At 75.4% G+C, this 23,253-nt stretch carries 24 protein-coding genes; 12 read left to right on the forward strand and 12 right to left on the reverse strand.

Features of this window, described 5'->3' with window-relative positions:
* Nucleotides 1-4: 4 nt before the first annotated feature.
* Nucleotides 5-1,453 (forward strand): DUF2079 domain-containing protein, encoded by a 1,449-nt coding sequence (locus ACIA8O_RS19510; protein WP_396295141.1) that lies wholly within the window; start codon nt 5-7, stop codon nt 1,451-1,453.
* Here the strand turns inward: ACIA8O_RS19510 and ACIA8O_RS19515 are convergent.
* Nucleotides 1,431-2,939, reverse strand: a complete 1,509-nt coding sequence (locus ACIA8O_RS19515) for an APC family permease (RefSeq protein ID WP_396295142.1) — start codon at nt 2,937-2,939, stop codon at nt 1,431-1,433. The two genes, ACIA8O_RS19510 and ACIA8O_RS19515, sit on opposite strands and share 23 nt — an antisense overlap.
* A gap of 131 nt (nt 2,940-3,070) precedes the next feature.
* Between ACIA8O_RS19515 and ACIA8O_RS19520 the strand changes: the two genes are divergently transcribed.
* Nucleotides 3,071-3,688 carry a TetR/AcrR family transcriptional regulator C-terminal domain-containing protein gene (locus ACIA8O_RS19520; RefSeq protein ID WP_396295143.1) on the forward strand — a complete coding sequence of 206 codons (618 nt, stop codon included), beginning with the start codon at nt 3,071-3,073 and terminating at the stop codon, nt 3,686-3,688.
* Between the two features lie 127 nt (nt 3,689-3,815).
* Here the strand turns inward: ACIA8O_RS19520 and ACIA8O_RS19525 are convergent, their stop codons facing one another.
* The 3 genes from ACIA8O_RS19525 to ACIA8O_RS19535 form a co-directional block, all read right to left on the reverse strand.
* Complete coding sequence (locus ACIA8O_RS19525; protein WP_396295144.1) at nt 3,816-4,214, reverse strand: thioredoxin family protein; 399 nt, start codon at nt 4,212-4,214, stop codon at nt 3,816-3,818.
* A 71-nt stretch (nt 4,215-4,285) separates the two neighbouring features.
* Entirely contained in the window at nt 4,286-4,948 is a 663-nt protein-coding gene (locus tag ACIA8O_RS19530) for a hypothetical protein (RefSeq protein ID WP_396295145.1), read from the reverse strand.
* Between the two features lie 21 nt (nt 4,949-4,969).
* Nucleotides 4,970-5,590, reverse strand: coding sequence for a hypothetical protein (locus ACIA8O_RS19535; RefSeq protein ID WP_396295146.1), 621 nt, complete (start codon nt 5,588-5,590; stop codon nt 4,970-4,972).
* A 355-nt stretch (nt 5,591-5,945) separates the two neighbouring features.
* Here ACIA8O_RS19535 and ACIA8O_RS19540 point away from each other — a divergent pair, with 355 nt between their 5' ends.
* From ACIA8O_RS19540 to ACIA8O_RS19550, 3 genes are read left to right on the forward strand one after another with little or no spacing between them, the layout of a single operon-like run.
* Nucleotides 5,946-7,403 carry a DUF4331 domain-containing protein gene (locus tag ACIA8O_RS19540; protein ID WP_396295147.1) on the forward strand — a complete coding sequence of 486 codons (1,458 nt, stop codon included), beginning with the start codon at nt 5,946-5,948 and terminating at the stop codon, nt 7,401-7,403.
* The gene (locus ACIA8O_RS19545) at nt 7,400-8,683 is read left to right on the forward strand and encodes a tetratricopeptide repeat protein (RefSeq protein WP_396295148.1); all 1,284 of its coding nucleotides are present in this window, start codon (nt 7,400-7,402) and stop codon (nt 8,681-8,683) included. Before ACIA8O_RS19540 ends, ACIA8O_RS19545 begins: the two co-directional genes overlap by 4 nt.
* Nucleotides 8,680-10,401, forward strand: a complete 1,722-nt coding sequence (locus ACIA8O_RS19550) for a nickel transporter (protein ID WP_396295149.1) — start codon at nt 8,680-8,682, stop codon at nt 10,399-10,401. The genes ACIA8O_RS19545 and ACIA8O_RS19550 overlap by 4 nt, the downstream gene beginning before the upstream one ends.
* Nucleotides 10,402-10,416: 15 nt before the next feature.
* Here the strand turns inward: ACIA8O_RS19550 and ACIA8O_RS19555 are convergent, their stop codons facing one another.
* Both ACIA8O_RS19555 and ACIA8O_RS19560 read right to left on the reverse strand, forming a co-directional pair.
* Nucleotides 10,417-11,457, reverse strand: coding sequence for a DUF1990 family protein (locus ACIA8O_RS19555; protein ID WP_396295150.1), 1,041 nt, complete (start codon nt 11,455-11,457; stop codon nt 10,417-10,419).
* Complete coding sequence (locus ACIA8O_RS19560) at nt 11,454-12,293, reverse strand: YndJ family protein (protein WP_396295151.1); 840 nt, start codon at nt 12,291-12,293, stop codon at nt 11,454-11,456. The genes ACIA8O_RS19555 and ACIA8O_RS19560 overlap by 4 nt, the downstream gene beginning before the upstream one ends.
* Nucleotides 12,294-12,423: 130 nt before the next feature.
* Here ACIA8O_RS19560 and ACIA8O_RS19565 point away from each other — a divergent pair, with 130 nt between their 5' ends.
* A complete protein-coding gene (locus ACIA8O_RS19565) occupies nt 12,424-12,696 on the forward strand; it encodes a DUF1876 domain-containing protein (protein WP_396295152.1) in 273 nt (90 codons plus the stop codon).
* Between the two features lie 51 nt (nt 12,697-12,747).
* Here ACIA8O_RS19565 and ACIA8O_RS19570 read toward each other — a convergent pair whose 3' ends face one another.
* Nucleotides 12,748-13,959 carry an NAD(P)/FAD-dependent oxidoreductase gene (locus tag ACIA8O_RS19570; RefSeq protein WP_396295153.1) on the reverse strand — a complete coding sequence of 404 codons (1,212 nt, stop codon included), beginning with the start codon at nt 13,957-13,959 and terminating at the stop codon, nt 12,748-12,750.
* Nucleotides 13,960-14,106: 147 nt separating this feature from the next.
* Between ACIA8O_RS19570 and ACIA8O_RS19575 the strand changes: the two genes are divergently transcribed.
* Both ACIA8O_RS19575 and ACIA8O_RS19580 read left to right on the forward strand, forming a co-directional pair.
* On the forward strand, nt 14,107-14,877 hold the full coding sequence (locus ACIA8O_RS19575; protein WP_396295154.1) for a VOC family protein: 771 nt from the start codon (nt 14,107-14,109) through the stop codon (nt 14,875-14,877).
* A gap of 45 nt (nt 14,878-14,922) precedes the next feature.
* Nucleotides 14,923-16,278, forward strand: coding sequence for a Fic family protein (locus ACIA8O_RS19580; protein WP_396295155.1), 1,356 nt, complete (start codon nt 14,923-14,925; stop codon nt 16,276-16,278).
* Nucleotides 16,279-16,285: 7 nt separating this feature from the next.
* Here ACIA8O_RS19580 and ACIA8O_RS19585 read toward each other — a convergent pair whose 3' ends face one another.
* Entirely contained in the window at nt 16,286-17,053 is a 768-nt protein-coding gene (locus tag ACIA8O_RS19585) for an alpha/beta fold hydrolase (protein ID WP_396295156.1), read from the reverse strand.
* A 114-nt stretch (nt 17,054-17,167) separates the two neighbouring features.
* On the opposite strand from ACIA8O_RS19585, the gene ACIA8O_RS19590 reads away from it, so the two are divergent.
* Nucleotides 17,168-17,734 (forward strand): PadR family transcriptional regulator, encoded by a 567-nt coding sequence (locus ACIA8O_RS19590; protein WP_396295157.1) that lies wholly within the window; start codon nt 17,168-17,170, stop codon nt 17,732-17,734.
* Here the strand turns inward: ACIA8O_RS19590 and ACIA8O_RS19595 are convergent.
* The 3 genes from ACIA8O_RS19595 to ACIA8O_RS19605 all read right to left on the reverse strand — a co-directional run bounded on the left by ACIA8O_RS19595 (nt 17,710) and on the right by ACIA8O_RS19605 (nt 19,458).
* The gene (locus ACIA8O_RS19595; protein ID WP_396295158.1) at nt 17,710-17,844 is read right to left on the reverse strand and encodes a hypothetical protein; all 135 of its coding nucleotides are present in this window, start codon (nt 17,842-17,844) and stop codon (nt 17,710-17,712) included. The genes ACIA8O_RS19590 and ACIA8O_RS19595 overlap by 25 nt on opposite strands.
* A gap of 107 nt (nt 17,845-17,951) precedes the next feature.
* Nucleotides 17,952-18,761 (reverse strand): DUF2470 domain-containing protein, encoded by an 810-nt coding sequence (locus ACIA8O_RS19600; RefSeq protein ID WP_396295159.1) that lies wholly within the window; start codon nt 18,759-18,761, stop codon nt 17,952-17,954.
* A 73-nt stretch (nt 18,762-18,834) separates the two neighbouring features.
* The gene (locus ACIA8O_RS19605; protein WP_396295160.1) at nt 18,835-19,458 is read right to left on the reverse strand and encodes a TetR/AcrR family transcriptional regulator; all 624 of its coding nucleotides are present in this window, start codon (nt 19,456-19,458) and stop codon (nt 18,835-18,837) included.
* A gap of 145 nt (nt 19,459-19,603) precedes the next feature.
* Between ACIA8O_RS19605 and ACIA8O_RS19610 the strand changes: the two genes are divergently transcribed.
* Genes ACIA8O_RS19610 through ACIA8O_RS19620 form a run of 3 tightly spaced genes read left to right on the forward strand, consistent with a single transcriptional unit; the run spans nt 19,604 to nt 22,091 of the window.
* A complete protein-coding gene (locus ACIA8O_RS19610; RefSeq protein WP_396295161.1) occupies nt 19,604-20,359 on the forward strand; it encodes an SDR family oxidoreductase in 756 nt (251 codons plus the stop codon).
* Nucleotides 20,356-21,120, forward strand: a complete 765-nt coding sequence (locus ACIA8O_RS19615; protein ID WP_396295162.1) for an SDR family oxidoreductase — start codon at nt 20,356-20,358, stop codon at nt 21,118-21,120. The genes ACIA8O_RS19610 and ACIA8O_RS19615 overlap by 4 nt, the downstream gene beginning before the upstream one ends.
* A gap of 5 nt (nt 21,121-21,125) precedes the next feature.
* Nucleotides 21,126-22,091 (forward strand): NADPH:quinone oxidoreductase family protein, encoded by a 966-nt coding sequence (locus ACIA8O_RS19620; protein ID WP_396295339.1) that lies wholly within the window; start codon nt 21,126-21,128, stop codon nt 22,089-22,091.
* A gap of 39 nt (nt 22,092-22,130) precedes the next feature.
* On the opposite strand, the gene ACIA8O_RS19625 is transcribed toward ACIA8O_RS19620, so the two are convergent.
* Nucleotides 22,131-23,252, reverse strand: coding sequence for an acyl-CoA dehydrogenase family protein (locus ACIA8O_RS19625; protein ID WP_396295340.1), 1,122 nt, complete (start codon nt 23,250-23,252; stop codon nt 22,131-22,133).
* Nucleotide 23,253: the final 1 nt, after the last annotated feature.

The raw sequence follows: 23,253 nt of genomic DNA on the forward strand, positions 1-23,253 counted from the left end.
TCAGATGAACCTCGCCCTGCTGGAGCGGCGGCCCGGCCGGACCGCCGGCCCGAAGCCCGAGGTGCCGCACCGGGCGGCCCTCGGCCCGAACGGGGTGGCGGCGGCCGTGGCCTGCCTGTTCGCCGTGGTGTACGCGCTGGTCTCGGTCACCCGGCACCGGCGGATGCTCAGCGCCGCCTTCGACCTGGGGATCTTCGAGCAGGCGGTGAGCGCCTACGCCCAGGGCCGGCTGCCGGTGGTCGAGCTCAAGGGCCCGGGCTACAACCTGCTCGGCGACCACTTCCACCCGGTGCTGGCCCTGCTCGCCCCGGCCTACCGGCTGGCCCCGGGGCCGGTCACCCTGCTGCTGGCCCAGGCGGTGCTGATGGCACTGGCCTGCTGGCCGCTCACCCGCTGGGCCTGCCGGACGGCCGGGCACCGGGCCGGGCTGCTGATCGGCCTGGCCTTCGGCAGCTCCTGGGGGATGGTCTCGGCGGTCGCCTTCGACTTCCACGAAATCGCCTTCGCCGTACCGCTGTTGGCCTTCGCCGTGGAGGCGCTGGCGGCCCGGCGGTGGCGGGCGGCGGTGCTCTGGTCGCTGCCGCTGGTGCTGGTCAAGGAGGACCTCGGGCTGACCGTCGGCGCGGTCGGCGGCTACCTGCTCTGGCGCGGGGACCGCCCCGCCGTGCGGTGGGGCGGTCTGGCGCTGCTGGTGCTCGGCCCGGCGGCCACCGCGCTGGAGACCCTGGTGCTGCTGCCGATGGCCAACACGCACGGCGTCTTCGACTACTGGAACCAGGTCCCGGGCACCGAGGGCTCGACCGGCTTCTCGCCGTTCTTCCTGTTCTGGCCGCCCCTGAAGTGGGTGCTGCTGTTCATGCTGGCCGCCCCGGTCGCCTTCGTCGCGGTGCGCTCGCCGCTGGTGCTGCTGGCCCTGCCCACCCTGGGCTGGCGGCTGCTGGGGGCCAACCAGCACTACTGGGAACCGTCGTACCACTACAGCGCGGTGCTGATGCCGGTGCTGTTCGGCGCGTTGATCGACAGGCTCGGACGCGAGGGCGGGTGGCGGTGGGCCCGGGCGCGTCGGCTGGTGCTGGCCTGGGTGGCCGCGTTCGCCGTGGTCGGCGCGGTGGCCTACCCGCTGCGCGACCTGGTCCTGCCCGGCGGCTGGACGCCGAACGCGCACGTGCGGACCGCGCACCGGCTGATGGAGCGGGTGCCGGACGGCGTGACGGTGGCCGCCAGCAACCGGCTGAGCCCGCTGCTGGTCTCCCGGGCCACCGTCAGCCTGGCCTGCCAGGGCGGCCCGGAGTCGGCCGCCCCGCCGCAGTGGGTGGTGATCGACCGCACCGACCCGACGGTGCAGAGCCCCTGCCCCGAGGCCCGCACCCTGGAGCGGCTGGCCGCCTACCGGGCCGCCGGCTACCTGACGGTGGCCGAGGAGGACGGCATCACCGTGCTGCGGAGGCCGTGAACTCGCCCTCGGCGGCCGCGGGCCGACCGGTCATCAGGCGCTGCGGCCGCCGCACCAGCAGGTAGCCGATCCCGGCCAGGGTGACCAGGCCGACGCCGAGCAGGGCGGCCCAGACCTGGTACCAGGGGGCGCCGGGCGGGGCCAGCACCGCGCGCGGCCAGCAGATGTTGGCCACCTCGAAGCCGGTCCACAGCACCGCCAGCAGGTTGACCGGGGTGCCCCAGCGGCCGAGCGAGAACGCCCCGGCCGGGCGCCAGGTGCCGCGCAGCCGGGCCACCAGCGCGGTCAGGCAGAGCAGGAAGAACGGCAGGAAGGTGGCCGCGCTGCCGAAGGTGATCAGGCTGCCGATCGCGGTGGACTCCAGGCCGAGCGGCAGTGCGGCGGCGCTCACCAGGGTGGCCGCGACCAGGCCGCCGATCGGCGCCTGATGGCGGTTCACCGTGCGGATCTGCCGGGAGAACGGGAAGACGCCGTCCCGGGCCAGCGAGTACAGGCCGCGTGCGGCGCCGCCCTGGGAGGCCATCAGGCAGGCGGCGAAGCTGACCAGCACCACCACGACGAAGGGCTTGGCGGCCCAGCCGCCGAAGCCGGTCACCACGGCGGTGGTGACCGGGTCGAGGTCCTCGCCGGCCACCACCCGGGCCGGGTCGGGGTGGGCCAGCACCACCGAGACGGCGTTCAGGATCACCACGGCGCCCACGCTCAGCAGCGCCCAGCGCATCGCGCGCGGCACCTGGCGGGCCGCGTCCTTGGTCTCCTCGGCGGTGGAGACGCAGGCGTCGAAGCCGATGAAGGCCCAGCCGCCGACCGCCACCACGGCCAGCAGCCCGGCCAGCCCGCCGGTGCCGGTCGCGGCCGAGGCGCCGAGGTCGTCGGTGAGCAGGGCGAAGCCGTGCTCACGGAAGAACAACAGCAGCGCCAGCCCGACCAGGACGGAGGCCACCGTCTCGGCCACGATGCCGGCGCTGACGAACCAGCGCAGCAGGTTGATCCCGTAGGCGTTGACCAGCAGGCAGGCCACCGTGAACGCGGCGGCGGTGAGCACCAGTTGGGGTGGCGTGGGGACCGCGTCGAAGAGCGCGAAGAACCAGGGCGCGGCCAGGTAGGCGACGGTGGTGTTGGCGAACATCACCGCGAACTGCCAGAGCCAGCCGCTCAGCCAGGCGAAGCCGGGGGAGGCCAGCCGCCGGGCCCACTGGTAGGCGCCGCCGGCCAGCGGCCACTGCGAGGCCAGCTCGGAGTAGACGCCCACCACCAGCAGCTGCCCGAGCAGGCAGACCGGCAGGGCCCAGACCCAGGCGCCGCCGCGCAGGCCCATGCCCACCTGGGCCACCGCGTAGAGCCCCACCACGGGGGAGACCACGGCGAAGCCCATCGCGACGTTGCCCAGGACGCCCAGGCTGCGGCGCAGCTCCTGGCGGTAGCCGAGCGCGGCCAGTGTCTCGCTGTCCGTGCCGGGTGCGCCGTCGGTCATCTCGTCGGTCATCGGGAACCGCCTCACCGTCGTAAAACTAACTTTGTTAGTCGGTGACCGTAGCGGCCCGGGGCGGGAGAGGGAAGGGGTGAGACCAGGCTGTAACGTGGCCGGTCGGAGACGGGTGGAAGGGTGGGGCGGGCGTGGGCCGACCGAACAGGGCGCTGCTGAGCCGGGAGGCCATCGCGGCCGCCGCGCTGGCGGTGGTGGACGAGGACGGGGCGGACGGCCTCACCATGCGGGCGCTGGCCGAGCGGCTCGGCGTCAAGGCGGCCTCGCTCTACAACCACGTCGCCGGGAAGGACGAACTGGTCGACGGGCTGGCCGAGTTGGTCAACGCGGAGATCGACCTCGGGCCGCTGGCGGGCCCGGACTGGCGGGCCGGCGTCGCCGAGTACGCCCGCGGCTACCGGGCGGCCTTCCTGCGCCACCCGCACACGATCGCCCTGCTGGCCCGGCGGCAGGTCGGCGCGGAGCGCCAACTCCTCGGCTACGAGAGCCTGTTGGCCTGCCTCGGCCGGGCCGGCTTCGAGCCCGCCGACGCCGCCGAGGCGGCCGCCGCGCTGGACTACCTGGTCCTCGGCTCCGCACTGGAGACCTTCACGGCCGGGTTCGCCCGACCGGCGGAGGACTACCGGCCCGGCTACCCGTCACTGGCCGCGGCGCTCGCCGCCTCGGCGGCCCGGGGGAACGGGCTGGACGAGCGGGGCTTCGAACTGGCGCTGCGCCTGCTGCTGGACGGGCTGGCGGCCCGGCTCTGACGGCCGGGGCGGGGGCCGGACACGAAGGTGGGCGGGCCCGGTCTCGTCCCCGGGCCCGCCCATGCTCCCGCCCACCGGTCGCGACCGGTGCGCCTTCCGGCCCCGCGGGCGGGGCCGGAAACCTGCGTCAGGCCTCGGCGGCGGCCTGCTCGGCCTGCTCGGCCGCGATCTTGGCGCGGACCTCGTCCATGTCCAGCTCGCGGGCCTTGCCGATCAGCTCCTCGAAGGCCTGCGCGGGCAGCGCGCCCGCCTGGGAGAAGATCATCACGCCCTCGCGGATGATCGCCAGGGTCGGGATCGAGCGGATCTCGAACGCCGCCGCGAGCTCCTGCTGCGCCTCGGTGTCCACCTTGGCGAAGACCAGGTCGGGGTGGCGCTCGGCGGCCTTCTCGAAGACCGGCGCGAACCGCACGCAGGGGCCGCACCAGCCCGCCCAGAAGTCGATGAAGACGAAGGCCTTGCCGTCCGGGCCCTGCACCACCTCGTCGAAGTTCTCGGTGGTCAGTTCGACGGTGCTGCTGCTCATGGTCGGCTCCCTGCCTCTCTCGTGGTCGGTCCCGCACCGCCCTCAACAGGACGGTGCACCGGGCTATTCCGCTACTTGGTGGGCACGTAGTCGAAGCGCGGGGTCAGCGTGCCGAACAGCGAGTCGGGCGCCGGCCCGCTGCCGAAGAAGACGGCGGTCAGCCCGGCGGCGTCCTTGGTGAAGTGGAACGGCACCTGGTCCAGCTTGAAGCCGGTCAGGGTCGGCCGGCCGTTGGCGATCACCTCTTCCGGGGTGGTGTAGGCGATCGTCACCTCCTCCAGCACGTCCTTGCCGTCCACCCGGATGCCGGCCGCGTAGCCCGGCTGCGGCATCACCCGGATCCAGGTCGGGATCAGCTCGACCACGTGGCCGCTGCTCTCCTGGGTGAGGGTGATCCCGCCCGGGTAGAAGATCCGGCCCTTCTCGTCCAGGTGGTCGCCGGCCGTGGAGCCGATCGGCATGTCGAAGCCGTGGCCGTCCGGGTCGAGCGTGAACGGCGCGATGGCGCCGAGCTTGACGCCGACACCGGCCAGCCACGCCTTGGTGCTCTCGCTGGCCCGGACGTGGGCGCTGCCCCAGGGCGAGATGTACGGGCCGACGGCCCGCAGCTGCGGAGGTTGGTGCCCGGCGTCCTGGTGCACCGATGCGGAGGCCTGCGCGGCGGTGGCCGGGCCGAGCGGGAGGACGAGGGCCACAGCGGCGGCGGTGGCGGCCAGTTTGCGGAGGAGGTTCACGGTCCGGGATCCCATCGGGTGTCAGGGCAGGTAGCGGAAGGTGCCGGAGAGGGTGCCGAAGGCGTCGCCGGCTTCGAAGGAGGTGCCGAGCGCTTCGTTCAGCGTCCCGGCGCCGACCGCGGTGAGGGTCAGCGGCACCCGGGCGGTGCGGATCCCGCCCGGGGCCAGGCCCCAGCCCGGGCCGAAGGCGTCCCGCAGGGTGTAGGAGCAGAACAGCTGCTCGGTCTCGGACCTGACGCCGTTCACCTCCAGGTAGGAGGAGAGGCCGCGGGTCGGCGAGAACCGCAGGTAGAACTCGTCCATGGTCCAACTGCCCCCGGACAGCGAGGAGCTGAGGTTCACTCCGCCGGGGTAGTAGACCCGGCCGAACTCCTCCAGGTCGAAGTGGTCGCCGGAGGTCCAGCCGATGTCGCTCTTGATGCCGGCGTCCCCGGGCAGCGCGTACACCGGGTCGATCGGGGTGATCACCACCTCCTGCTCGGCCAGCCGCGCCTTGAACTCCGGTGCCCACTCGACCTGGGCGTCGCCCCAGGGCGAGACGTACGGGCCGGACGGCATCCCGGCGGCCTGCGCGGACCCCGGGGCGGTCGCGCAGAGCATCAGCACGGCGAAGAGCACGGTGAGGAGTTGACGTACTTTCATATCGGATCCCCAGTCATGGGACGGCCCAACTCGCTTGCGGCGGTGGGCGGATGGCGCCGCACGGCGGAACGTCCCCGCGCGGCGGGTCGGTCCCGGACGCTACCCCGGCCCGGCCGGTCCGTCCGCATGCGGATGACTCTCCCGAGTGCGGTCCGGGCCGGAAATTGATCCGGCCGGGGGAATCGGGTGACTCTTTCGGGGGGTGACGGCTGCGTGAAGATCCACGGGGCGCCTAGGTTGGCCGTGGCCGTCGGACGGGACCCGTCCCCGGCGGCCCGTCACGTGTCCAACGGCGGCTGAGGCCAAGCCGGTTGGGCCCGCCCCGTTTCCCGTACCCGGACCCCTGGGAGCCACTGTGCCCGGACCTGCCGGTCCCCGCCCCGGTCGGCGGACTTTCCTCGGCGCCGCCGCCGCCACGTTGACCGCGGCCGCGCTCGGCGGGCCGCTGCTCGGCCGCAGCCTGGCGGGCGGGCACGTCGACGCGCCCGCCGTGCTGGCCGACCCGCAGGCCAACGTCACCGACGTGTTCGCCTTCACCAGCCCGGACGACCACACCATGGTCACCATCGCCGTCGACGTCCAGCCCGCCCAGCTGCCCGGGGCGTCGCCGCTCAACTACCCGTTCGCCACCCGGGCCCGGTACGAGGTGCACGTGGACCGGACCGGCGACGGCCGCCCGGACCTCACCTACCGGTGGACCTTCCGGAACGAGGACCGGCGGCTGTTCGGCGGCGGGCCGATCGCGATCGCCCCGGTGCGCTCGCTCACCGACTCCTCGCTGCTCTTCCGCCAGCGCTACACGCTGGAGCGGATCCGCCCCGGCCGCCCCGCCGAGGTGCTGCTCTCCGACGCCGTCGCGGCGCCCACCCACACCGGCCTGGCGCTGATGCCCGACTACCGGGCCCTGCGCACCGAGGCCACCCGCGCGCTGCCGGGCGGCGGCCGCACCCTGGCCGGCCAGATCGCCGAGCCGTTCATCGCGGACAGCCGGGTCTTCGGCCTGTTCGTGCTCGGCACCGTGGGGCCCGTCCCGGGTGCGCTGCCCGCCGCCGGGCCGCTCTCCGCGCTCAACGTCGGCTCGCTGATCCTCCAGCTCCCCAAGCGCGAACTCGCCCTGAACGGCGACCCGGAGCGCAATCCGGTGGTCGGCGTCTGGGCCACCGTCTCCCGGGAGGGCGCCGACCTCTCCCGCGACCTGCGCACCCAGGCCGCGAGCTACCGGCAGATCGGCCGGCTCGGCATGCCGCACGTCTGCTTCGCGCTCTGGGGCAGCGCCGCCTTCAACGCCGCCCCCGGCGGGCCGGAGGACCGGTTCAACGCCCGGCCGGCCGAACTCGACCACCAGGACGCCGACTTCGTCGCCGCCACGCTCGACCCGGCCCCGCCCCGCCGGATCGAGGCGGCCCAGGGCTTCGCCGCCCCGGCCACCCCGCGCGAGGACATCCGGGCGCTCTTCCTCAGCGGCATCGGCGCGGCCAACGGCTCCCGCTTCGGCTTCGACCTGAACACCCACGCGCTGAACGCCGACGCCGACCCGGCCGCGATCACCCACGCCGAGGAACTCAGGCTCAACCTCACCACGCCGGTCAGCGCCGAGCCGCACCCGTACGGGGTGCTCGATGGTGACCGCCAGGGCTACCCCAACGGCCGCCGGTTCAACGACGTCATCGACGTCCCGCTGCTGCGGATGCTGGAGGGCGAACCCTCCGAACGCTCCGCCGCCCACCTGCTGCCACCACCGAGCTTCGACGTCCAGCCCGCGCCCGCCTCGGACGTCTTCCCGTACGTCAACCTGCCGCACGCGGGCCCGTGACGCGCCGTCAGTGGCTGGGCGGCGGGCTGCTGGTGCTGGCCTGCGCGGCGGGGCTGGTGGCACTCTCGCCGGAGCGGGCGGTCCGCCCGATCGGGGTGGTCGGCCCGGTGGCCGTGCCCGCGCCGCCGCCGCCCGACCGGCTGACCGCGGCCCGGGAGGCGGCCAGGCTGCGGTCCGAGGACCCGGCGGCCTGGTCGGAGGTCGGCCTGGCCGCGGTGGAACAGGCCCGGACCTCCCTGGACGCCACCCGGCTCGACCTGGCCGAACGGGCCCTGGCCCGTTCCCTGGAGCTGCGGCCGGAGGCCAACTACGACGCCGTGGTCGGCTTCGGCGCGCTCGCCAACGCCCGGCACGAGTTCGGCGCCGCCCGGGACCACGGCCTGCGGGCCACCGCGATGGCGCCCGAACGGGCGTCCGCCTACGCGGTGCTGGCCGACGCAGAGTTGGAACTCGGTCACTACCCGGAGGCCACCGCCGCCACCCAGCGCCTGCTGGACCTGGCGCCGAACGCCGCCGCCCTGGTCCGGGCCGCCCAGGACCTACAGACGCACGGCCGCCGGGAGGAGGCGGTGCTCGCCCTGGAGCGCGCCCTGGAGGCGGCCGGGCCGGCCGGGGAACGGGCCTTCTGCGCCCGGCGGTTGGGCGACCTGGCGTGGGAGGAGGGCCGGTTCGCCGAGGCGGACGGCCACTACCGGCAGGCCCTGGCCGCCCGACCGGACGACGCCCAGGCCGCCTTCGGCCTGGCCAGGACCGCCGCCGCCGAGGGGCGGACCGAGGAGGCGGCCCGGCGGCTGGCCGAGCTGACCGCGCGGGCGCCGCTCCCGCAGTTCCTGCTGGAGCAGGCCGAGTTGGCCCTCGCCACCGGCCACCGGGCCGAGGCGGAGGGCCCGTTGGCGGCCCTCGCGGCGGAGGCCCGGCTGGCCGTCGGCCCGGCCGACCTGCACCTGGCGCGGTACCTGGCCGACCACGGCGACGCCGACGAGGCGGTGCGGCAGCTCACCGAGGAGTGGGAACGGCGCACCAGCACCCCCGTCGCCGCCGAGCTGGCCTGGGCCCTGCACCGGGCCGGGGACGACCGTAGCGCCCTCCGGCACGCCCGGTTCGTGGCCGAGTCGGGCGGCGAGTCGGTGCTGGCCGGCTACCACCGGGGCGTGATCGAACTCGCCCTCGGCCTGCCGGAGGGCCGGCAGACCCTGCGCGCCGCGCTGGACCGCAACCCGCGGTTCTCCGCGTACCACGCGGACCGGGCCCGCCGCCTGCTGACCGAAGGGGAGCGATGACCGGACTCGACGGACCTGCCACTCGGAGGACCCGGACCCGGACCCGGACCCGCACCGGCCGGCCGACCGGTGCGGTCCTGGCGGCGTTGCTGCTGCCGGGGGCGCTGCTGCCGGGACTGCTGCTCCCCGGGGAGGCCGAGGCGCACCCGCTGGGGAACTTCAGCGTCAACCGCTACGACGGCCTGCGGCTGCGGCCCGACCGCATCCAGGACAGCCTGGTGCTCGACACCGCCGAGATCCCCACCGCCCAGGACCGGAACACCGCCGACCGGGACCACGACGGCGTGGTGGACCCGTCCGAGGCCGCCGACCGGGCCGGACAGCGGTGCGCCGAACTCGCGGGCGCGGTCCGGGCGAACGTCGGCGGATGGGAACCGTCCTGGCGGGTGGAGGCGAGCAGCCTGGCCTACCGGCCCGGTGCGGCCGGCCTGCCCACCGCCCGGCTGAGCTGCGAACTCCATGCCGACGCCGACCTCACCCGACCGGTCCGGGTCTCCTTCCACTCCGGGGCGGACCACGCCCGCCCGGGCTGGAAGGAGATCACCGCCGTCGGCGAGGGCGTCGAACTGCGCGAGGGCAGCGTGCCCCGGCGGAGCAGCACCGACGGCCTGCGCAGCTACCCGGCCGACTCCACCGAGCGGCCGCTCTCCGTGGTCGCCGCCGAGCTCGCGGCCGACGGGGCGTCGGCACTCCCGCCCGACGGGGCGTCAGCACCCGTGCCCGACGGTGCGCAGCTGCCCCCGCCCGAAGGCACCCCGACCGGGCGGCGGTCGGTGCCGGGTGCCCACCGCTCCGCCGAACGGCGGGCCGTCCCGGCCGGTGCCGTCGGCCTGCCCCCGCTGGACGGGGTCGAGCGGCACCTCGCCGCCCTCACCACCACCCGCGACCTGACCGTCCCCGTCGGCCTGGCGGCCATCGCCCTGGCCCTGCTGCTGGGCGCCGGTCACGCCGCCCTCCCGGGGCACGCCAAACTCGCGGTCGCCGCCTGCCTGGCCCGCGGCCCGGGCCGGACCAGGCGCAGTGGCCTGCGCTCCGCCCTGGCGGTCGGCGCGACGGTGACGGCGACCCACACGGCGGGGGTCCTGGTGGTCGGCCTGCTGCTGACCGCCTCCACCACGCTGGTGGGGGAGCGCCTGCTGAGCGGTCTCGGGCTGGCCGGCGGAGCCCTGGTCACCCTCATCGGTGCGGCCCTGCTGGTCTCCGCCGTCCGCGCGCTGCCCGCCGTCCGCACCCTCCGCCGCGGCCGCTCCGCCCTGGCGGCGGAGAAGGCCGCGACCACCGGCCACGACGCCGGACCGCACCACGGACACCAGCACGAGCACCACGAGCGCGGCCACCACGGCCATGACCACACCCACACCCACGCCCACGCCCACGCCCACCGGCCCGGGAGGTTCCGCCTCCCCTCCCTGCTCGGGGTCGGCCTGGCCGGCGGGCTGGTGCCCAGCCCCTCCGCCCTGGTGGTCCTGCTGGGCGCGGTGGCGCTCGGCCGGACCTCCTTCGGGGTGCTGCTGGTGCTCGGCTACGGCATCGGCATGGCGCTCGCGCTGGCCGCCGCCGGACTGCTGCTCTCCGGCGGCTCGACCCGCGTCGCCGCGCTCACCGCCCGGTACGTCCCGGCGCTCGGCCGGTACGCCCGCTTCGGCGGCCTGCTCACCGCCCTGGTGGTGCTGGCCGTCGGCCTCGGTCTGGTGCTGCGGGGTGCCTCCGGCCTGTAGGCGGCCGACGCGGTGTCAGGCGGCCGGGTCCACGCTGCGCCGGACGGCGTGGGCGTACCGCCGGGCGGCCAGCCGCTGGAGCAGCGGCACCACCGGCCCGCCGAGCCGGGTGTACCAGCGGCCGGGGCGGCTGAAGGCGGTGACGGTCAGCCGGACCGCGCCGTCCGGGGCGAGGTCCACCACGAAGGACTCCTCCCCGGCCTCCGGATGGCCCGTCAGGGTGCCGTAGGCGAAGCCGATCCGGTCCGGCTCGCGGACCGACCAGAGCACCTCGGCCGGTGCGCTCACCCGCAGCGGCCCGAGCCCGATCCGGCACACCACCCGTACTCCGGCCGCGGCCGGCGGCGTCCCGGGGTCGATCTCGATCCCGGCGTCGCGGTGCATCCGCCAGCCGGTCACGGTGTCCCCGGCCGCCTCCAGCACCTCCCGGCCGTACCCGATCAGCGCCCGGTGGCGCAGGTGTCGGTACCCGGCGGGCAGCCGGTCCGAGGCGAGGGCGTCGACGTCGGGGTAGTTGAAGGAACGTCGGGGGACGGCGGCCGTCGCGGCCCGCCGCACCAGGCGGCCGCAGCCCCTGACGTACAGCCCTTGCAGCAGGCCGAGCAGCGGTCCGCCGAGCCGGGTGTACCAGCGGTCGGGGCGGCTGAAGGCGGTGACGGTCAGCCAGACCGCGCCGTCCGGGGCGAGGTCCACCACGAAGGACTCCTCGCCGCGGGCCGGATGGCCCGTCAGGGTGCCGTAGGCGAAGCCGATCCGGTCCGGTTCGCGGACCGACCAGACCACCTCGGCGGGGGCCGAGACGGTGAGCGGGCCGAACCCGAGGCCGAGCGAGGCCCGCACGCCCGGGTCGGTCCGCTCTGCCTCGGCCCGGACCTTGGTGCCCATGCCGCGGTGCATCCGCCAGGTGGTCACGGTCTCCCCGGCGGCCTCCAGGACCTCGCGGCCGTGGCCGATCAGCGTGCGGTGGTGCAGGTGCCGGTATCCGGCCGGCAGTTGTTCCGGGGTGCGGGTGGCGCCGACCTCGGGGTAGCTGAAGGCGGTGGTTCGGGGACTCATCGGGTCAGCTCCTCGCGAGCGGTCGGTCCGAGCCGGCGCCAGGCCAGCAGTGAGCAGAGCGCGAAGCCGAGCGCGTTGCCCAGGCCGTGGGTGGCGGCCATCCAGGTCAGGGTGGGGTGGGCCAGTCCGGTGGCCTCGCCGAGCGCCCACCAGAGGGCGAGCAGCATGGTGGCCACCAGGACGGCGGCGGAGCCGAGCAGCAGCCGGCCGGTGAGCCGGTCGGGGGCGCGGCGGCTGACGTCCCGCCAGGTGAGCAGGCCGGTCAGCCACATGCCGGCGGTCAGCACGACGGCGCCGACCAGCTCGGCCAGGTCGCCGACGAAGTAGCCGCCGAGCACCAGCAGGGTGCCGAGCGGCACGCTGAGCGCGGCGGCCGCCGCCTGCCCGGGGTGGTCGCCGACGGTCCGTCCGACCAGCCCGGCCACCAGCGCGGCGGTGAAGCCGGCGAAGTGGAAGTGCGGCACGGTGAGCGCCAGGATGTCCAGGTCGAAGCCGAACAGCTCGGTGCCCGAGCGCTCGGCGACCAGGGCCAGCCCGGCCACCGAGGGGGCCGCGAGGGCGGTGAGCGCGGCCAGTTCGGCGGGTGCGAGCGAGCGGCGGTGGGCCAGCCGGGCGGGTGCCAGCAGGGCCAGCGCCACGGTGGCGGCGGCGTAGACGGCGGCCAGGGCGGTGGCGGTGGCGCCGCGCGGGAGCCAGAGCGCGAGCGCTCCGGGCAGGGCGGCGAAGGGCCAGAGACGGGCCAGGGCGGCGGCGCCGGGGCCGCCGAGCAGGCCGAGGCCCAGCGGTACGACGGCCAGCATGCCGAGCATGACGATGAGGTTGACCAGGGTGGTCACGGCAGCCGCCCCCTCTCGTTGAACGTGTTCAAAGCTGCTGCGCGGATGACTCTACGCCACCTCTGAACGCGTTCAACACCCACCCCGGAGCAGACTGGAGGGGACGGATCCCTTCGAGGCGGTGGTGACGATGACACGGACACTCGTCGGCTGGCACGTCGAGCTGGAGTTCATGGCGGAGGGCGACCGCACCAAGGCGGCCGCGATGGTCCGGCTGTCCGACGGCACCGAGGTCAGGGCGCACGGCTACAGCACCCGGCACAGCGGCGACCGCCCGCAGCTGCGGGTGGGCGAGGAGGTGGCCGGGGCCAGGGCGCTCAACGACCTGGCGATGCAGCTGCTGACCAAGGCGCACGAGGAGCTGCGGGACGCCGGTCGGCCGACCCGGTACTCGCTCGGCTGACCGGGTGCGCGCGTCGGCTGACGGCCCGTCGGCCGACGCGCGCGGCGCGCCTCAGCGGCCGACCCGGTCCAGGGAGATGCCCGGGTCGGCCAGCTGCGCCGGGTCGACCGTCCGGCCGGAGCGGACCAGGTCGCGGATCGGGTCGGTGACGTCCCAGACGTTGACGTTCATCCCGGCCAGCACCCGCCCGCCGGAGAGCCAGAAGGCGATGAACTCGCGCGAGCGCCGCTCCCCCCGGAAGACCACCCGGTCGAAGCCGCCCGGCTCCACGTAGCCGGTGTACTCCATGCCCAGGTCGTACTGGTCGGTGAAGAAGTACGGCACCCGGTCGTGCACCGCCTCCTGCCCGAGCATCGCCCGGGCCGCCACCCTCGGCTGGTGCAGCGCGTTGGCCCAGTGCTCGACCCGGACCGGCCGGCCGAACAGCGGGTGGAAGGCGTTGGCCACGTCACCCGCCGCGAACACCTCCGGCGCCGAGGTGGCCAGCCCCTGGTCGGTGCGGATGCCGTTGTCCACGTGCAGCCCGGCCGCCTCGGCCAGCCCGGTGTTCGGGACGATGCCGATGCCGACCACCACGGCGTCCGCCGGGACCAGCTCGCCGCCCTCCAGCCGCACCCCCTCGTCGGTCACCTCCGTCACCCGGACGCCGAAGCGCAGGTCCACCCCGTGCTCCCGGTGCAGGTCGGCGAAGACCCCGGCCGCCTCCCGGCCCAGCACCCGCAGCAGCGGCAGCTCGGCCGCCTCCAGCACCGTCACCTCCGCCCCCGCCTCCCGCGCGGCGGACGCCGTCTCCAGCCCGATCCAGCCCGCGCCGATCACCACGATCCGGGCCCTCGGGCGGATCGCCGCCCTGATCCGCTCGCTGTCCCCGACGGTGCGCAGGTAGTGCACCTGCTCGCCCTCGGCGCCGGGCACGGTCAGCCGCCGCGGCGAGGAGCCGGTGGTGAGCAGCAGCCGGGTGTACGGCACCAGCCCGCCGTCGTCCAGGCTGACGGTCCGTCCGCCCGGGTCGATCGCGGTCGCCGTCACCCCGAGCCGCAGGTCCACCCCCTGGTCGGCGTACCACTCCGCCGGATGGACGTAGATCTTCTCCCGGGCGGTCTTGCCCATCAGGTAGCCCTTGGACAGCGGCGGCCGCTCGTACGGCCGTTCCTCCTCGCTGCCGATGAGCGTCACCGGGCCGTCGTAGCCCTCCGCCCGCAGGGTCTCCACCGCCTTCGCCCCCGCCAGGCTCGCCCCCACCACGACGTAGCCCATCCGCATCGCCCGCTCCTCTCCTCCACTGCGCCGCACCCCGCCATCACACCCCGGAGGACTGCCCGCCGCGCGTCGAACCACACGTCCCGCCCGGCACTGTCGCCCCCGCCGCCCTAGGCTGTGGAGCGCCACGACCGGAAGGAAGGGCTCCGCATGAGCGAGCAGACCGCCACCGTCCGCTGCGTCCCGGCCGCCCCGTGCTGGGTCAGCCTGATGGCGCGTGACCTGACGGTGGCCCAGGAGTTCTACGGGCCGCTGCTCGGCTGGTCCTTCGAGGACGGGCGGCACGGCTTCGGCCCGTACGTCCGGGCGGTGGTGGACGGGGTGGAGGTGGCCGGGCTCGGCACCACCGAGGGGGAGTGGCAGCCCCCCGTCGCCTGGACCACCTACTTCGGCACCGAGAGCGCCGACGAGACCGCCGGCCGGATCCGCGAACGCGGCGGCACCGTCGCCGTCGGCCCGCTCCCCTTCGACGCCGGCCGGATGGCCCTCGCCTCCGACCTCACCGGCGCCGCCTTCGGCCTCTGGGAGGGCGACCTCGGCTGTACCACCTGGGTCCGCTCGGCCGGCGCACCCGTCTGGATCGAACTCCGCACCGGGGACCCGTTCCAGGCCGCCCTCTTCTACGGCGAGGTCTTCCGCTGGGACGAGCGCGACCCGTCCCGGCTGGAGGTCCGCTACGAGCACGAGCGCGTCGTGCTGCGCACCGGCGGCCACAGCGTCGCAGCCCTGCGCCGCGGCGAACCGACCGGCGCCCACTGGGAGGTCTACTTCTCCGTCCCCGGCACCGACGCCGCCGCCACCCGCGCCACCACCCTCGGCGGCACCGTCGTCGAACCCCCCGCCGACACCCCCTACGGCCGCACCGCCCGCCTCCGTGACCCGGAGGGCGGCCTGTTCTCCGTCATCACCCCGGTGGCCTGAGGAAATCCGGTTGAGCCGAGGCGGGGTCCGGGCGAGGCTGGGCCGGTGATCCATGAACTGTCCCCCTACCGGCTGACCTGGGACGAGGTCGACCCCGCCCGACACCCCTTCGACCGCGCGGCCGTGGCCGAGGTGGTGCGCGGGCTCGGGCCGGCCGGACGGGTGCCGTGGGCGCCGGACGCCCCGCGCGGGCCCGAACACCAGGCATTGGTGCGGGAGCACGGACGCTTCTGGGGTGACGCCATGGCATACGCACTCGCCCGGCACTACGGGGACTGGGCGCTGGGCTGGCGCTGGGCCCTCGCCGAGGGCGACATCGACGGCGGGCCGATCGGCAGTTGGTGCTGTCCGCCGCACTCGATCGGCACCCCGGAGGAGACCCTCACCCGGGTCGCGGAGGCCCTGTGCGAGTGGCGCGACTGGCTGGAGGACCTGGCGGACCGCTTCGAGGCCAGTCCACTGGAACTCGCCGAGGTGGCGGACCAGCGGATCCTCTGGGAGAACGTCTCCCGCCGGTTGATCGCCCACGTGGCGGACCGCACCGAGGCCGGCAGCGCGTGGTACGGCCACTGCCGGCAGGTGCTCGGATGGTTCCTGGCCCGCTGGGGCGTGGCCCCCGACACGGCCCAGCGGCTGGTGGACGAGGCCGTCGGTGGTCGCTTCCGCAGCTGGACCGCCCCGGAGCCTCCGGTGCTGTACGAGGTCGCCGAGCGCCTGGCCGAGTCCCTGACACCGGAGCTCGGCCGGTGGACTCCCGCGCCCGGGCGTGACCACCTGGAGGACTGGCTGAGGGTGCGTGAGACCGTGCCGTGGCACGAGACGCGGACCGACGGGGGCAGCGGACCAGTGGCGCCGGAGCGGGACGGGGCGGCGGAGGACATCCGGGCCTTCGACCTGGCGATCGACCGGGCGCGCGGTGAGGGCCTGCTGGCCGCCCTGGAGCAGCTGAGGGCGGACGCCGCGCGCGGGGCGGCGCTCGACTTCGAGCTGCTGAGCAGTTGGCAGCAGCACGTCCTGGGCACCTCGCAGCCACCGCCGTTCCGCACCCTCACGGCCTTCGCCAAGGGTGGCCGCGAGCGGTACGGCATCGGGCCCGGCACCCGCGCGCGGTTGGACGCGTGTCTGGCCGGGAGCGCCGACGTGGCAGGGCTCCCGTTGGCGGTCCGGGCCGCCAGGGCGTACCTGGACGTCTGCTTCTTCCACCCGTTCGACGACGGCAACGCCCGGGCGGGCTTCCTGGCCATGGTCTTCGTCCTCGCCCGCGAGGGCTGCGCTCTCGACAGCGTCCTCCTGCTCCGCCGGACCTCCTACCGGGCGGACGCCCCGCAGGACGCGCTGGGCCTCGCCGGGTACGTGGCAGCCCATCTGGCCTGGACCCGCGAGAAGGCGGTCACCGCCTGAGCGGGTGTCAACTCCCGTTCAGGGCTTCGGAGACGGCGCGGGCGAAGCCCTCGGGGTTGTCGAACATGATGGTGTGGCCGCAGTCCGGGACGGCCCGGACGGTGGTGCCGGTGGCGGTCAGTTCCGCGGCGCCGGCCGGGGCGCCGTCGGCCTCGGGGTGGAGGTAGGTGCGGGGGATCGTCAGGGCGGCGAGGTGCTCGCGCAGGGGCGGGGTGGTGCCCCGGGCGCGGTGGACGGCGGTGCGGTGGAGGGCGACGGGGCCGGCCAGCCGCATGGTGGCCCACCAGGTGGGGCCGACCCGGTCGGCGGTCCGGTGCCACCCTTCGGCGAGGAACTCCTCTTCGGTGTACTCGGTGATGCCGGTGGACCCGGGGGTGGGGCCGGGCGGCGCCGGGGCGAGGACCGAGTCGACCAGGACCAGCTGCGAGACCAGGTGCGGGTGACGGGCCGCCAGCAGGACGGCGACCGCCCCGCCCAGGCTGTGCGCGATCACCTCGGCGCCGTCCACCCCGGCGGCGGTGAGGGCGGCGGCCACCGCGTCGGCGTGCGACTCCAGGGTGTACGGGAAGTCGGTGGGCCGGTCGCTGATGCCGAAGCCGAGCAGGTCGAGCAGGAGCGACCGACGGCCCGTCAGCAGCGGGTGGGCCGCGGCCGCGGCGGAGTAGACGGGCGAGCTGGAGCCCAGGCCGTGCAGGTAGAGCCGGGCCGGTTCGGCGCCGGGCAGCTCGATCCAGCGGATCAGGTCGCCGTTCGGGGTCACGGGGGCTTGGCGCATGGCGGGGCTCCTGGCTCGCTGTGGGTGCGGTGGGCGGACGGCCCTGACCATACCTCGATGCCGAGGTACAGCGGAAGCGATATAGGCGGGTGCGCGGCATGGCAGCATGGGCGCATGCTGAAGCTCGCCATCCTCGGGTTCCTCTGCGACCGGCCGCTGCACGGCTACGAGCTGCGCCGCCACCTGGCCGCCCTCACCGGGCACGTCCGGCCGATCAGTGACGGCACCCTCTACCCGGCGATCAAGCGCCTGGAGGCCGAGGGCCTGCTGCGCCGCGAGACCGAGCCCGGCGTGGCGGCCGCACCCCGGCACACCCTCCACCTCACCCCGGCCGGGCAGCGCGCGCTGCGCGAACTGCTGCGCGAGCCGGAGGAGTTGGACATCAGCGACGAGAACCGCTGGTTCACCGTGCTGGCCTTCCTTCGCCATCTGGAGAGCCCGGCCGAGCAGGCGGCGGTGCTCCGCCGCCGGCTCGCCTTCCTCGGCGAACCGGCCAGCTTCTTCTACGACGGCACCCGCCCCGTCCGGGCGGAGGAGCTCACCGACCCGTTCCGGGCCGGGCTGCTGCGGATCGCCCGCGCCACCACCGAGGCCGAACTCGCCTGGCTGGAGGCGACGTTGAAGGACCTGGAGCCGGAGGCGGCGGGGCAGGGGCCTCAGGCGTCCAGCGCCGTCCCGTAGAGGCGGTTCGCCTTCGGGCGGATGACCGGGCGGCGCTCGGCCACCGGCTCGGCCAGGAAGGCCTCCTCGTCCTCGGCCACCGCGAAGGACCGGACGTCGCCGCCCGTCACGTGCACGGCCGCCCGGGAGTCGGAGCGCAGGGGGTGCCGGCTTCTCGGTCGTGCCGTGGCCGACCGTTCTGACGGTCCGACAGTTTCCGTTTCGGGCCGGAAGACCGTCAGGCGTCCGCGCGGCGGGAGCCGGCCGGCCGGAAGAGGCGGTGCATGGCCTCGGGGAGCTGGTCGGCGGCGGTGACCGGGCGGTGGAACTCGAAGCGGGCGTCGAGGATGCGGTCGCCGTCGATCATCCGCACCCGCAGGCCGAAGCGGTCCAGGGCGACCGGGCGGACGTCGGGTCCGCCGGGCGCGTCCTGCCAGCCGGCCGGGCCCGCGGGGTGGTCGAGGGCCAGGGCGCCCAGGCGGGCCAGGTGGTCGGGGTGGGCGGCGGCCAGGTGCTGGAGCACGGCGGCCTCGTCGGCGGCGAGCGGGTCCGGCGCGGCCGCGCCGAGGCCGTCGAGCGGGACGCAGCACTCCGAGCCCCAGAGGTCCTCGACCGAGAGGTGCTCGGGGGTGAGGCGGAGCAGGGCGTGGCGGACCCCGGCGGGGCGCTGCGGGAAGAGCCCGTCGAGCACCTCGGGCGCCGCGGCGGTGAGCACGTCCAGGGTCCCGTGCACGGTGGCGCGGCCCCGGATGCGGTGCGGCATGGCGACCGGCGCCACGTCCACCGCCTCGGCCACGGCCGGGAGCGCGTCGTCGTGGGGGACCGAGGCGATCCGGCAGAGCGGGGAGTCCTGCTCGACCAGGACGGCGAGCGAGCCGTCCGCCAGCACCGTGCAGCGGGCCGCCGGCGGGACGCCGGGGCGCTGGGCCAGGTCCATGCCGGGCACGTCGACGATCACCGAGGAGGCGAACTCCAGCAGGGTGCGGGCGCGTTCGGCCGCGGTGGGCGCGGGGCTTCCGGAGCTGGGCAGGGCAGGGCTGGCGGGCATCCGTCCTCCTGGGTAGGTAAGGCGAGCCTAACCTAAGTCGAGGGAGGGTGGAAGGAGCGGCCCCGGCGGGACGTCAGATCGCGGCCCCGAGCATCCGCAGCACCAGCACCCCGTACCGGCGGCCCAGCTCCTCCGGGGTCTCGCTGCTCCGCTCGCTGTACCAGCGCGAGACGTCGATGCCGAGCGAGGTCACCGCGCGGGCGGCCGTCCGCACGTCCGGCACCTGGAAGGAACCTTCCGCCACCCCGGCCTCGATGATCCGCCGCACCGTCTCCTCGATCCGCCGCCGCAGCTCGGCGACCACCTCGAACTCCTCCTCCGGCAGCGCGTGCAGCTCGTGGTTGACGATCCGTCCGACCGTGTGGCCGCGGGCGTGCCAGCGGGTGAAGTCCTCGACCAGCTGCCGCATCTGCCCCACCGGGCCGCCGCCCTCGGCGGCCGCGCGCTCCACCAGCTCCAGGGTGGCCTGGTGGCCGGTGCGGCTGATCTCGGAGAGCAGTGCCGACTTGGACGGGTAGTGGATGTAGAGGGCGGCCGGGCTCATGCCGGCGGCGGTGGCGATGTCCCGGGTGGTGGTGGCGTGGTAGCCGCGCCGGGCGAAGGACTCGACCGCCGCGAGCAGCAGCCGGCGGGCGGCCTCGGTCCGCTCGCCCGTGCTGCCGGTGGGCCAGAGTTCGGCGGTCGCGTGGTCGTTCATGGTGGTCATCCTCGCAGACGGGTGCGGTCCGCCCCGGGGTCGGAGTGGTTGACAGTGTGACCCGTCGCCAACATGCTAAGCAAGCGCTTAGTCACGTGTCCGCGCCGTCGTCGTGGACCAGAGGACCAGTGGAGAGGAATCGGCCATGGCGCCGTCGTTCAAGGACCGGGTGGCCGTGGTCACCGGAGCCAGCCGGGGCATCGGCCTCGGCATCGCCCGCGAGCTGGTGGAGCGCGGGGCCAGGGTCTGCATCACCGCCCGCAACCCCGAACCGCTGGCCGAGGCGGTCCGCGAGCTCGGCGGCCCCGACCACGCCATCGCCGTCGCGGGCAAGTCCGACGACCCGGCCCACCAGGCCGAGGCGGTGGCCCGCACCGTGGAGCAGTTCGGCCGCCTCGACCACCTGGTCAACAACACCGGCATCAACCCGGTCTTCGGCTCCCTGCTGGACGTCGACCAGGCCGCCGCCGCCAAGATCCTCGGCGTCAACGTCCTCGCCCCGCTGGCCTGGATCCGCCTCGCCCGGGACGCCTGGATGGGCGAGCACGGCGGCTCGGTGGTCAACGTCGCCTCCATCGCCGGCATCCGCGCCTCGCTCGGGATCGGCATGTACGGGGTCTCGAAGGCCGCGCTGATGCGCGTCACCACCGAACTCGGCGCCGAGCTCGGCCCCTCCATCCGGGTCAACGCCGTCGCCCCCGCCGTGGTCAAGACCCGCTTCGCCGAGGCGCTGTACGAGGGCCGCGAGGAGCAGGTCTCCGCCGCCTACCCGATGAAGCGGCTCGGCGTCCCGCAGGACGTGGCCGGGGCGGTCGCCTTCCTGCTCTCCGAGGACTCCGCCTGGATCACCGGCCAGACCCTGGTGGTGGACGGCGGCATCACCCTCGGCGGTGGTCTGTGACCCGGCGGCTGGGCGTGGTGGTCACCGGTGCCGGCCACGGCATCGGGGCCGCCCTGGCCGAGGCCTTCGCGGCGGCCGGCGGGGCCAGGGTGGTGGTCAACGACCTGGACGCGGAGGCGGCCGCGGCCGTCGCCGAGCGGATCGGCGGCGTCGCCGTGCCGGGCGACGCCTCGCGTCCGGAGGAGCTGATCACGGCCGCCCGCAAGGAGCTCGGCCACATCGACGTCTACTGCGCCAACGCGGGCGTCGCCCCGGTCGGTGGCGCCGACGCGGGCCCCGCCGCCTGGGAGAGCGCCTGGCAGGTCAACGTGCTGGCGCACGTCCGGGCGGCCGAACTCCTGCTCCCCGACTGGCTGGAGCGCGGCGCCGGCCGTTTCGTCGCCACCGTCTCGGCGGCCGGGCTGCTCACCAGCCTCGGCTCCGCCCCGTACTCCGTCAGCAAGCACGGGGCACTGGCCTTCGCCGAGTGGCTCTCCGCCACCTACCGGCACCGGGGCGTGCGGGTGCACGCGGTCTGCCCGCAGGGCGTACGGACCAGGATGCTGGAGGAGACCGGCCGGGCCGGTCAACTGCTGCTGGCGGACGAGGCCTTGGAGCCTTCCGTGGTCGCGGAGGAGGTGATGCGGGGGATCGCCGAGGAGCGGTTCCTGATCCTGCCGCACCCCGAGGTGGCCCGGTACTACCTGGCCCGGGCCGGGGACACCGACCGCTGGCTGGGCACGATGAACCGGATGCAGCAACGGCTGGAGGACGAGGCGTGAGCACGATGCGGGCGTGGCAGGTCGGGGAGCTGGGCGAGCCGGGTGCGGTGATGCGGCTGGCCGATGTCCCGCAACCATCGGCCGGAGAAGGTCAGTTGCTGGTCCGGGTGCGGGCCGCCGCGGTCAACTTCCCGGACGCGCTGATGGTCCGGGGCCACTACCAGGTGCGGCCGCCGCTGCCGTTCACCCCGGGCGTGGAGCTGTGCGGCGAGGTGGTCGGCGGGGAGCGGGCCGGCGAACGCGTCATCGGCACCCCGCTGCTGCCGGCCGGGGCCTTCGCCGAGTACGCGCTGATGGACGCCCGGGGCGCGTTCGCGGCCCCGCCGGCCCTGGACGACGCGGAGGCCGCCGGGCTCCACATCGCCTACCAGACCGCCTGGTTCGCGCTGCACCGGCGGGCCGGGCTGCGGGCCGGGGAGACACTGCTCGTGCACGCCGCGGCCGGGGGTGTCGGCAGTGCCGCCGTCCAGCTCGGCAAGGCGGCGGGCGCCACCGTCATCGCGGTCGTCGGAGGCCACGAGAAGGCAGCCGTGGCACGGGAGTTGGGGGCCGACCAGGTGATCGACCGCCGGTCCGAGGACTTCATTGCGGCCGTCAAGGAGTGCACCGGCGGCCGGGGCGCGGACGTGGTCTTCGACCCGGTGGGCGGCGACGCCTACACCGGCTCCACCCGCTGCATCGCGTTCGAGGGCCGCATCGTCGTCATCGGCTTCGCCAGCGGCACCATCCCCACCGCCGCCCTCAACCACGCCCTGGTCAAGAACTACTCGGTGCTCGGCCTCCACTGGGGCCTCTACACCACCCACGACCCCGCCGCCGTCCACGCGGCCCACACCGAACTCACCGCCCTGGCCGCCAAGTCCGTCATCCGCCCCCTGGTCAGCGAACGCCTCCCCCTGGCCGGAGCCGCCGACGCCGTCCAACGCGTCGCCGACGGCACCACCACCGGCCGGATCGCGATCCTGCCGTAAGGGACGCGCCGGGGTTCCACCGGGACGTCCGACACGCCGCTACGGCATGGTGAGGCCGACCGGCCCGGCCAGCGCGGCCCGGTGGAACCCCGGGGTGCCGAGGGCGAGTTGGTCGGCCTTGGCCCGCTTGAGGTAGAGGTGGGCCGGGTGCTCCCAGGTCATGCCGATGCCGCCGTGCAGCTGCACGCACTCCTCGGCGGCCCGGACGGCCAGCGCCCCGCAGTGGGACTGCGCGACCGCCACCGCCACCGCCGCGTCCGGGCTGCCGGTGGCGAGCGCGTCCGCCGCGTACCGGGCGGCGGCCCGGCCCCCGACGACCTCCAGCCAGAGGTCGGCCAGACGGTGCTTGAGCGCCTGGAAGGAGCCGACCGGGCGGCCGAACTGGTGACGCTCCTTCAGGTAGGCCACGGTGGTGGCCAGGCACCACTCGGCGATCCCGAGCTGTTCGGAGGCCAGCAGGCCGGCCCCGGTCAGCAGGGCCTCTCCGACCGGCTCCTGACCGTCCGCCACCTTCCGGGCCCGCGCGCCGTCCAGCTCCAGGTCGGCCAGCGGCCGGGTGAGGTCGAACGAGGTCCGGGGGAGGACGGTGACCTCGGCCCGCTCCACGGCCCAGAGCGCACCCCCGGCCGGGACCAGCAGCACGTCGGCGGCCAGGGCGTCCGCCACCGAGGTGATCCGGCCGGAGAGCCGCTCCCCGGCCGTGAGCCGCGGCAGCGCCGCGCCGGGCGGGGTGGAGAAGGGGACCGCGAGCGCGGCCGTCCTGGAGCCCTCGGCCAGCCCGGGGAGCAGCTCCCGCTCTCCGGCGGCCAGCAGCGCCGTCACGGCCAGCACCGAGCTGCCGAAGTACGGCACCGGTGCCACCGAGCGTCCCAACTCCTCGAGCACCAACGCCACTTCGCGCACCGAGGCGCCGGCCCCGCCGAGCTCCTCGGGTACCTGGAGCCCGGCCACCCCGAGCCCGTCGGCCAGGCCGCGCCAGAGCCGCGGGTCGTAGGGCTCGTCGGTCTCGACCCGGGCGAGCACCGCCGCCGGCGGGCAGTGGTCGGTCAGGAAGTCCCGGACGGCGGAGCGGAGTTCCTCCTCCACCTCGCCGTACAGCAGATCGGGGGTCGGCAGGTCGGAGTTCGACAGGTGGGAGTCGGGCAGGTGGGAGTCGGGCAGT

Origin of the sequence: Kitasatospora sp. NPDC051853, from assembly GCF_044452665.1 — a bacterium.
In the GTDB taxonomy this organism is placed as follows: Bacteria; Actinomycetota; Actinomycetes; order Streptomycetales; family Streptomycetaceae; genus Kitasatospora.

What these genes read in the sequence shown, in the direction of transcription:
- ACIA8O_RS19565 (WP_396295152.1), top strand. Translation starts at nt 12,424, where the DNA reads ATGACACGGACACTCGTCGGCTGGCACGTCGAGCTGGAGTTCATGGCG.
- ACIA8O_RS19510 (WP_396295141.1), top strand. Translation starts at nt 5, where the DNA reads ATGAACCTCGCCCTGCTGGAGCGGCGGCCCGGCCGGACCGCCGGCCCG.
- ACIA8O_RS19585 (WP_396295156.1), bottom strand. Translation starts at nt 17,053, where the DNA reads ATGCGCCAAGCCCCCGTGACCCCGAACGGCGACCTGATCCGCTGGATC.
- ACIA8O_RS19535 (WP_396295146.1), bottom strand. Translation starts at nt 5,590, where the DNA reads ATGAAAGTACGTCAACTCCTCACCGTGCTCTTCGCCGTGCTGATGCTC.
- ACIA8O_RS19570 (WP_396295153.1), bottom strand. Translation starts at nt 13,959, where the DNA reads ATGCGGATGGGCTACGTCGTGGTGGGGGCGAGCCTGGCGGGGGCGAAG.
- ACIA8O_RS19605 (WP_396295160.1), bottom strand. Translation starts at nt 19,458, where the DNA reads ATGAACGACCACGCGACCGCCGAACTCTGGCCCACCGGCAGCACGGGC.
- ACIA8O_RS19610 (WP_396295161.1), top strand. Translation starts at nt 19,604, where the DNA reads ATGGCGCCGTCGTTCAAGGACCGGGTGGCCGTGGTCACCGGAGCCAGC.
- ACIA8O_RS19525 (WP_396295144.1), bottom strand. Translation starts at nt 4,214, where the DNA reads ATGAGCAGCAGCACCGTCGAACTGACCACCGAGAACTTCGACGAGGTG.
- ACIA8O_RS19620 (WP_396295339.1), top strand. Translation starts at nt 21,126, where the DNA reads ATGCGGGCGTGGCAGGTCGGGGAGCTGGGCGAGCCGGGTGCGGTGATG.
- ACIA8O_RS19575 (WP_396295154.1), top strand. Translation starts at nt 14,107, where the DNA reads ATGAGCGAGCAGACCGCCACCGTCCGCTGCGTCCCGGCCGCCCCGTGC.
- ACIA8O_RS19515 (WP_396295142.1), bottom strand. Translation starts at nt 2,939, where the DNA reads ATGACCGACGAGATGACCGACGGCGCACCCGGCACGGACAGCGAGACA.
- ACIA8O_RS19590 (WP_396295157.1), top strand. Translation starts at nt 17,168, where the DNA reads ATGCTGAAGCTCGCCATCCTCGGGTTCCTCTGCGACCGGCCGCTGCAC.
- ACIA8O_RS19550 (WP_396295149.1), top strand. Translation starts at nt 8,680, where the DNA reads ATGACCGGACTCGACGGACCTGCCACTCGGAGGACCCGGACCCGGACC.
- ACIA8O_RS19555 (WP_396295150.1), bottom strand. Translation starts at nt 11,457, where the DNA reads ATGAGTCCCCGAACCACCGCCTTCAGCTACCCCGAGGTCGGCGCCACC.
- ACIA8O_RS19600 (WP_396295159.1), bottom strand. Translation starts at nt 18,761, where the DNA reads ATGCCCGCCAGCCCTGCCCTGCCCAGCTCCGGAAGCCCCGCGCCCACC.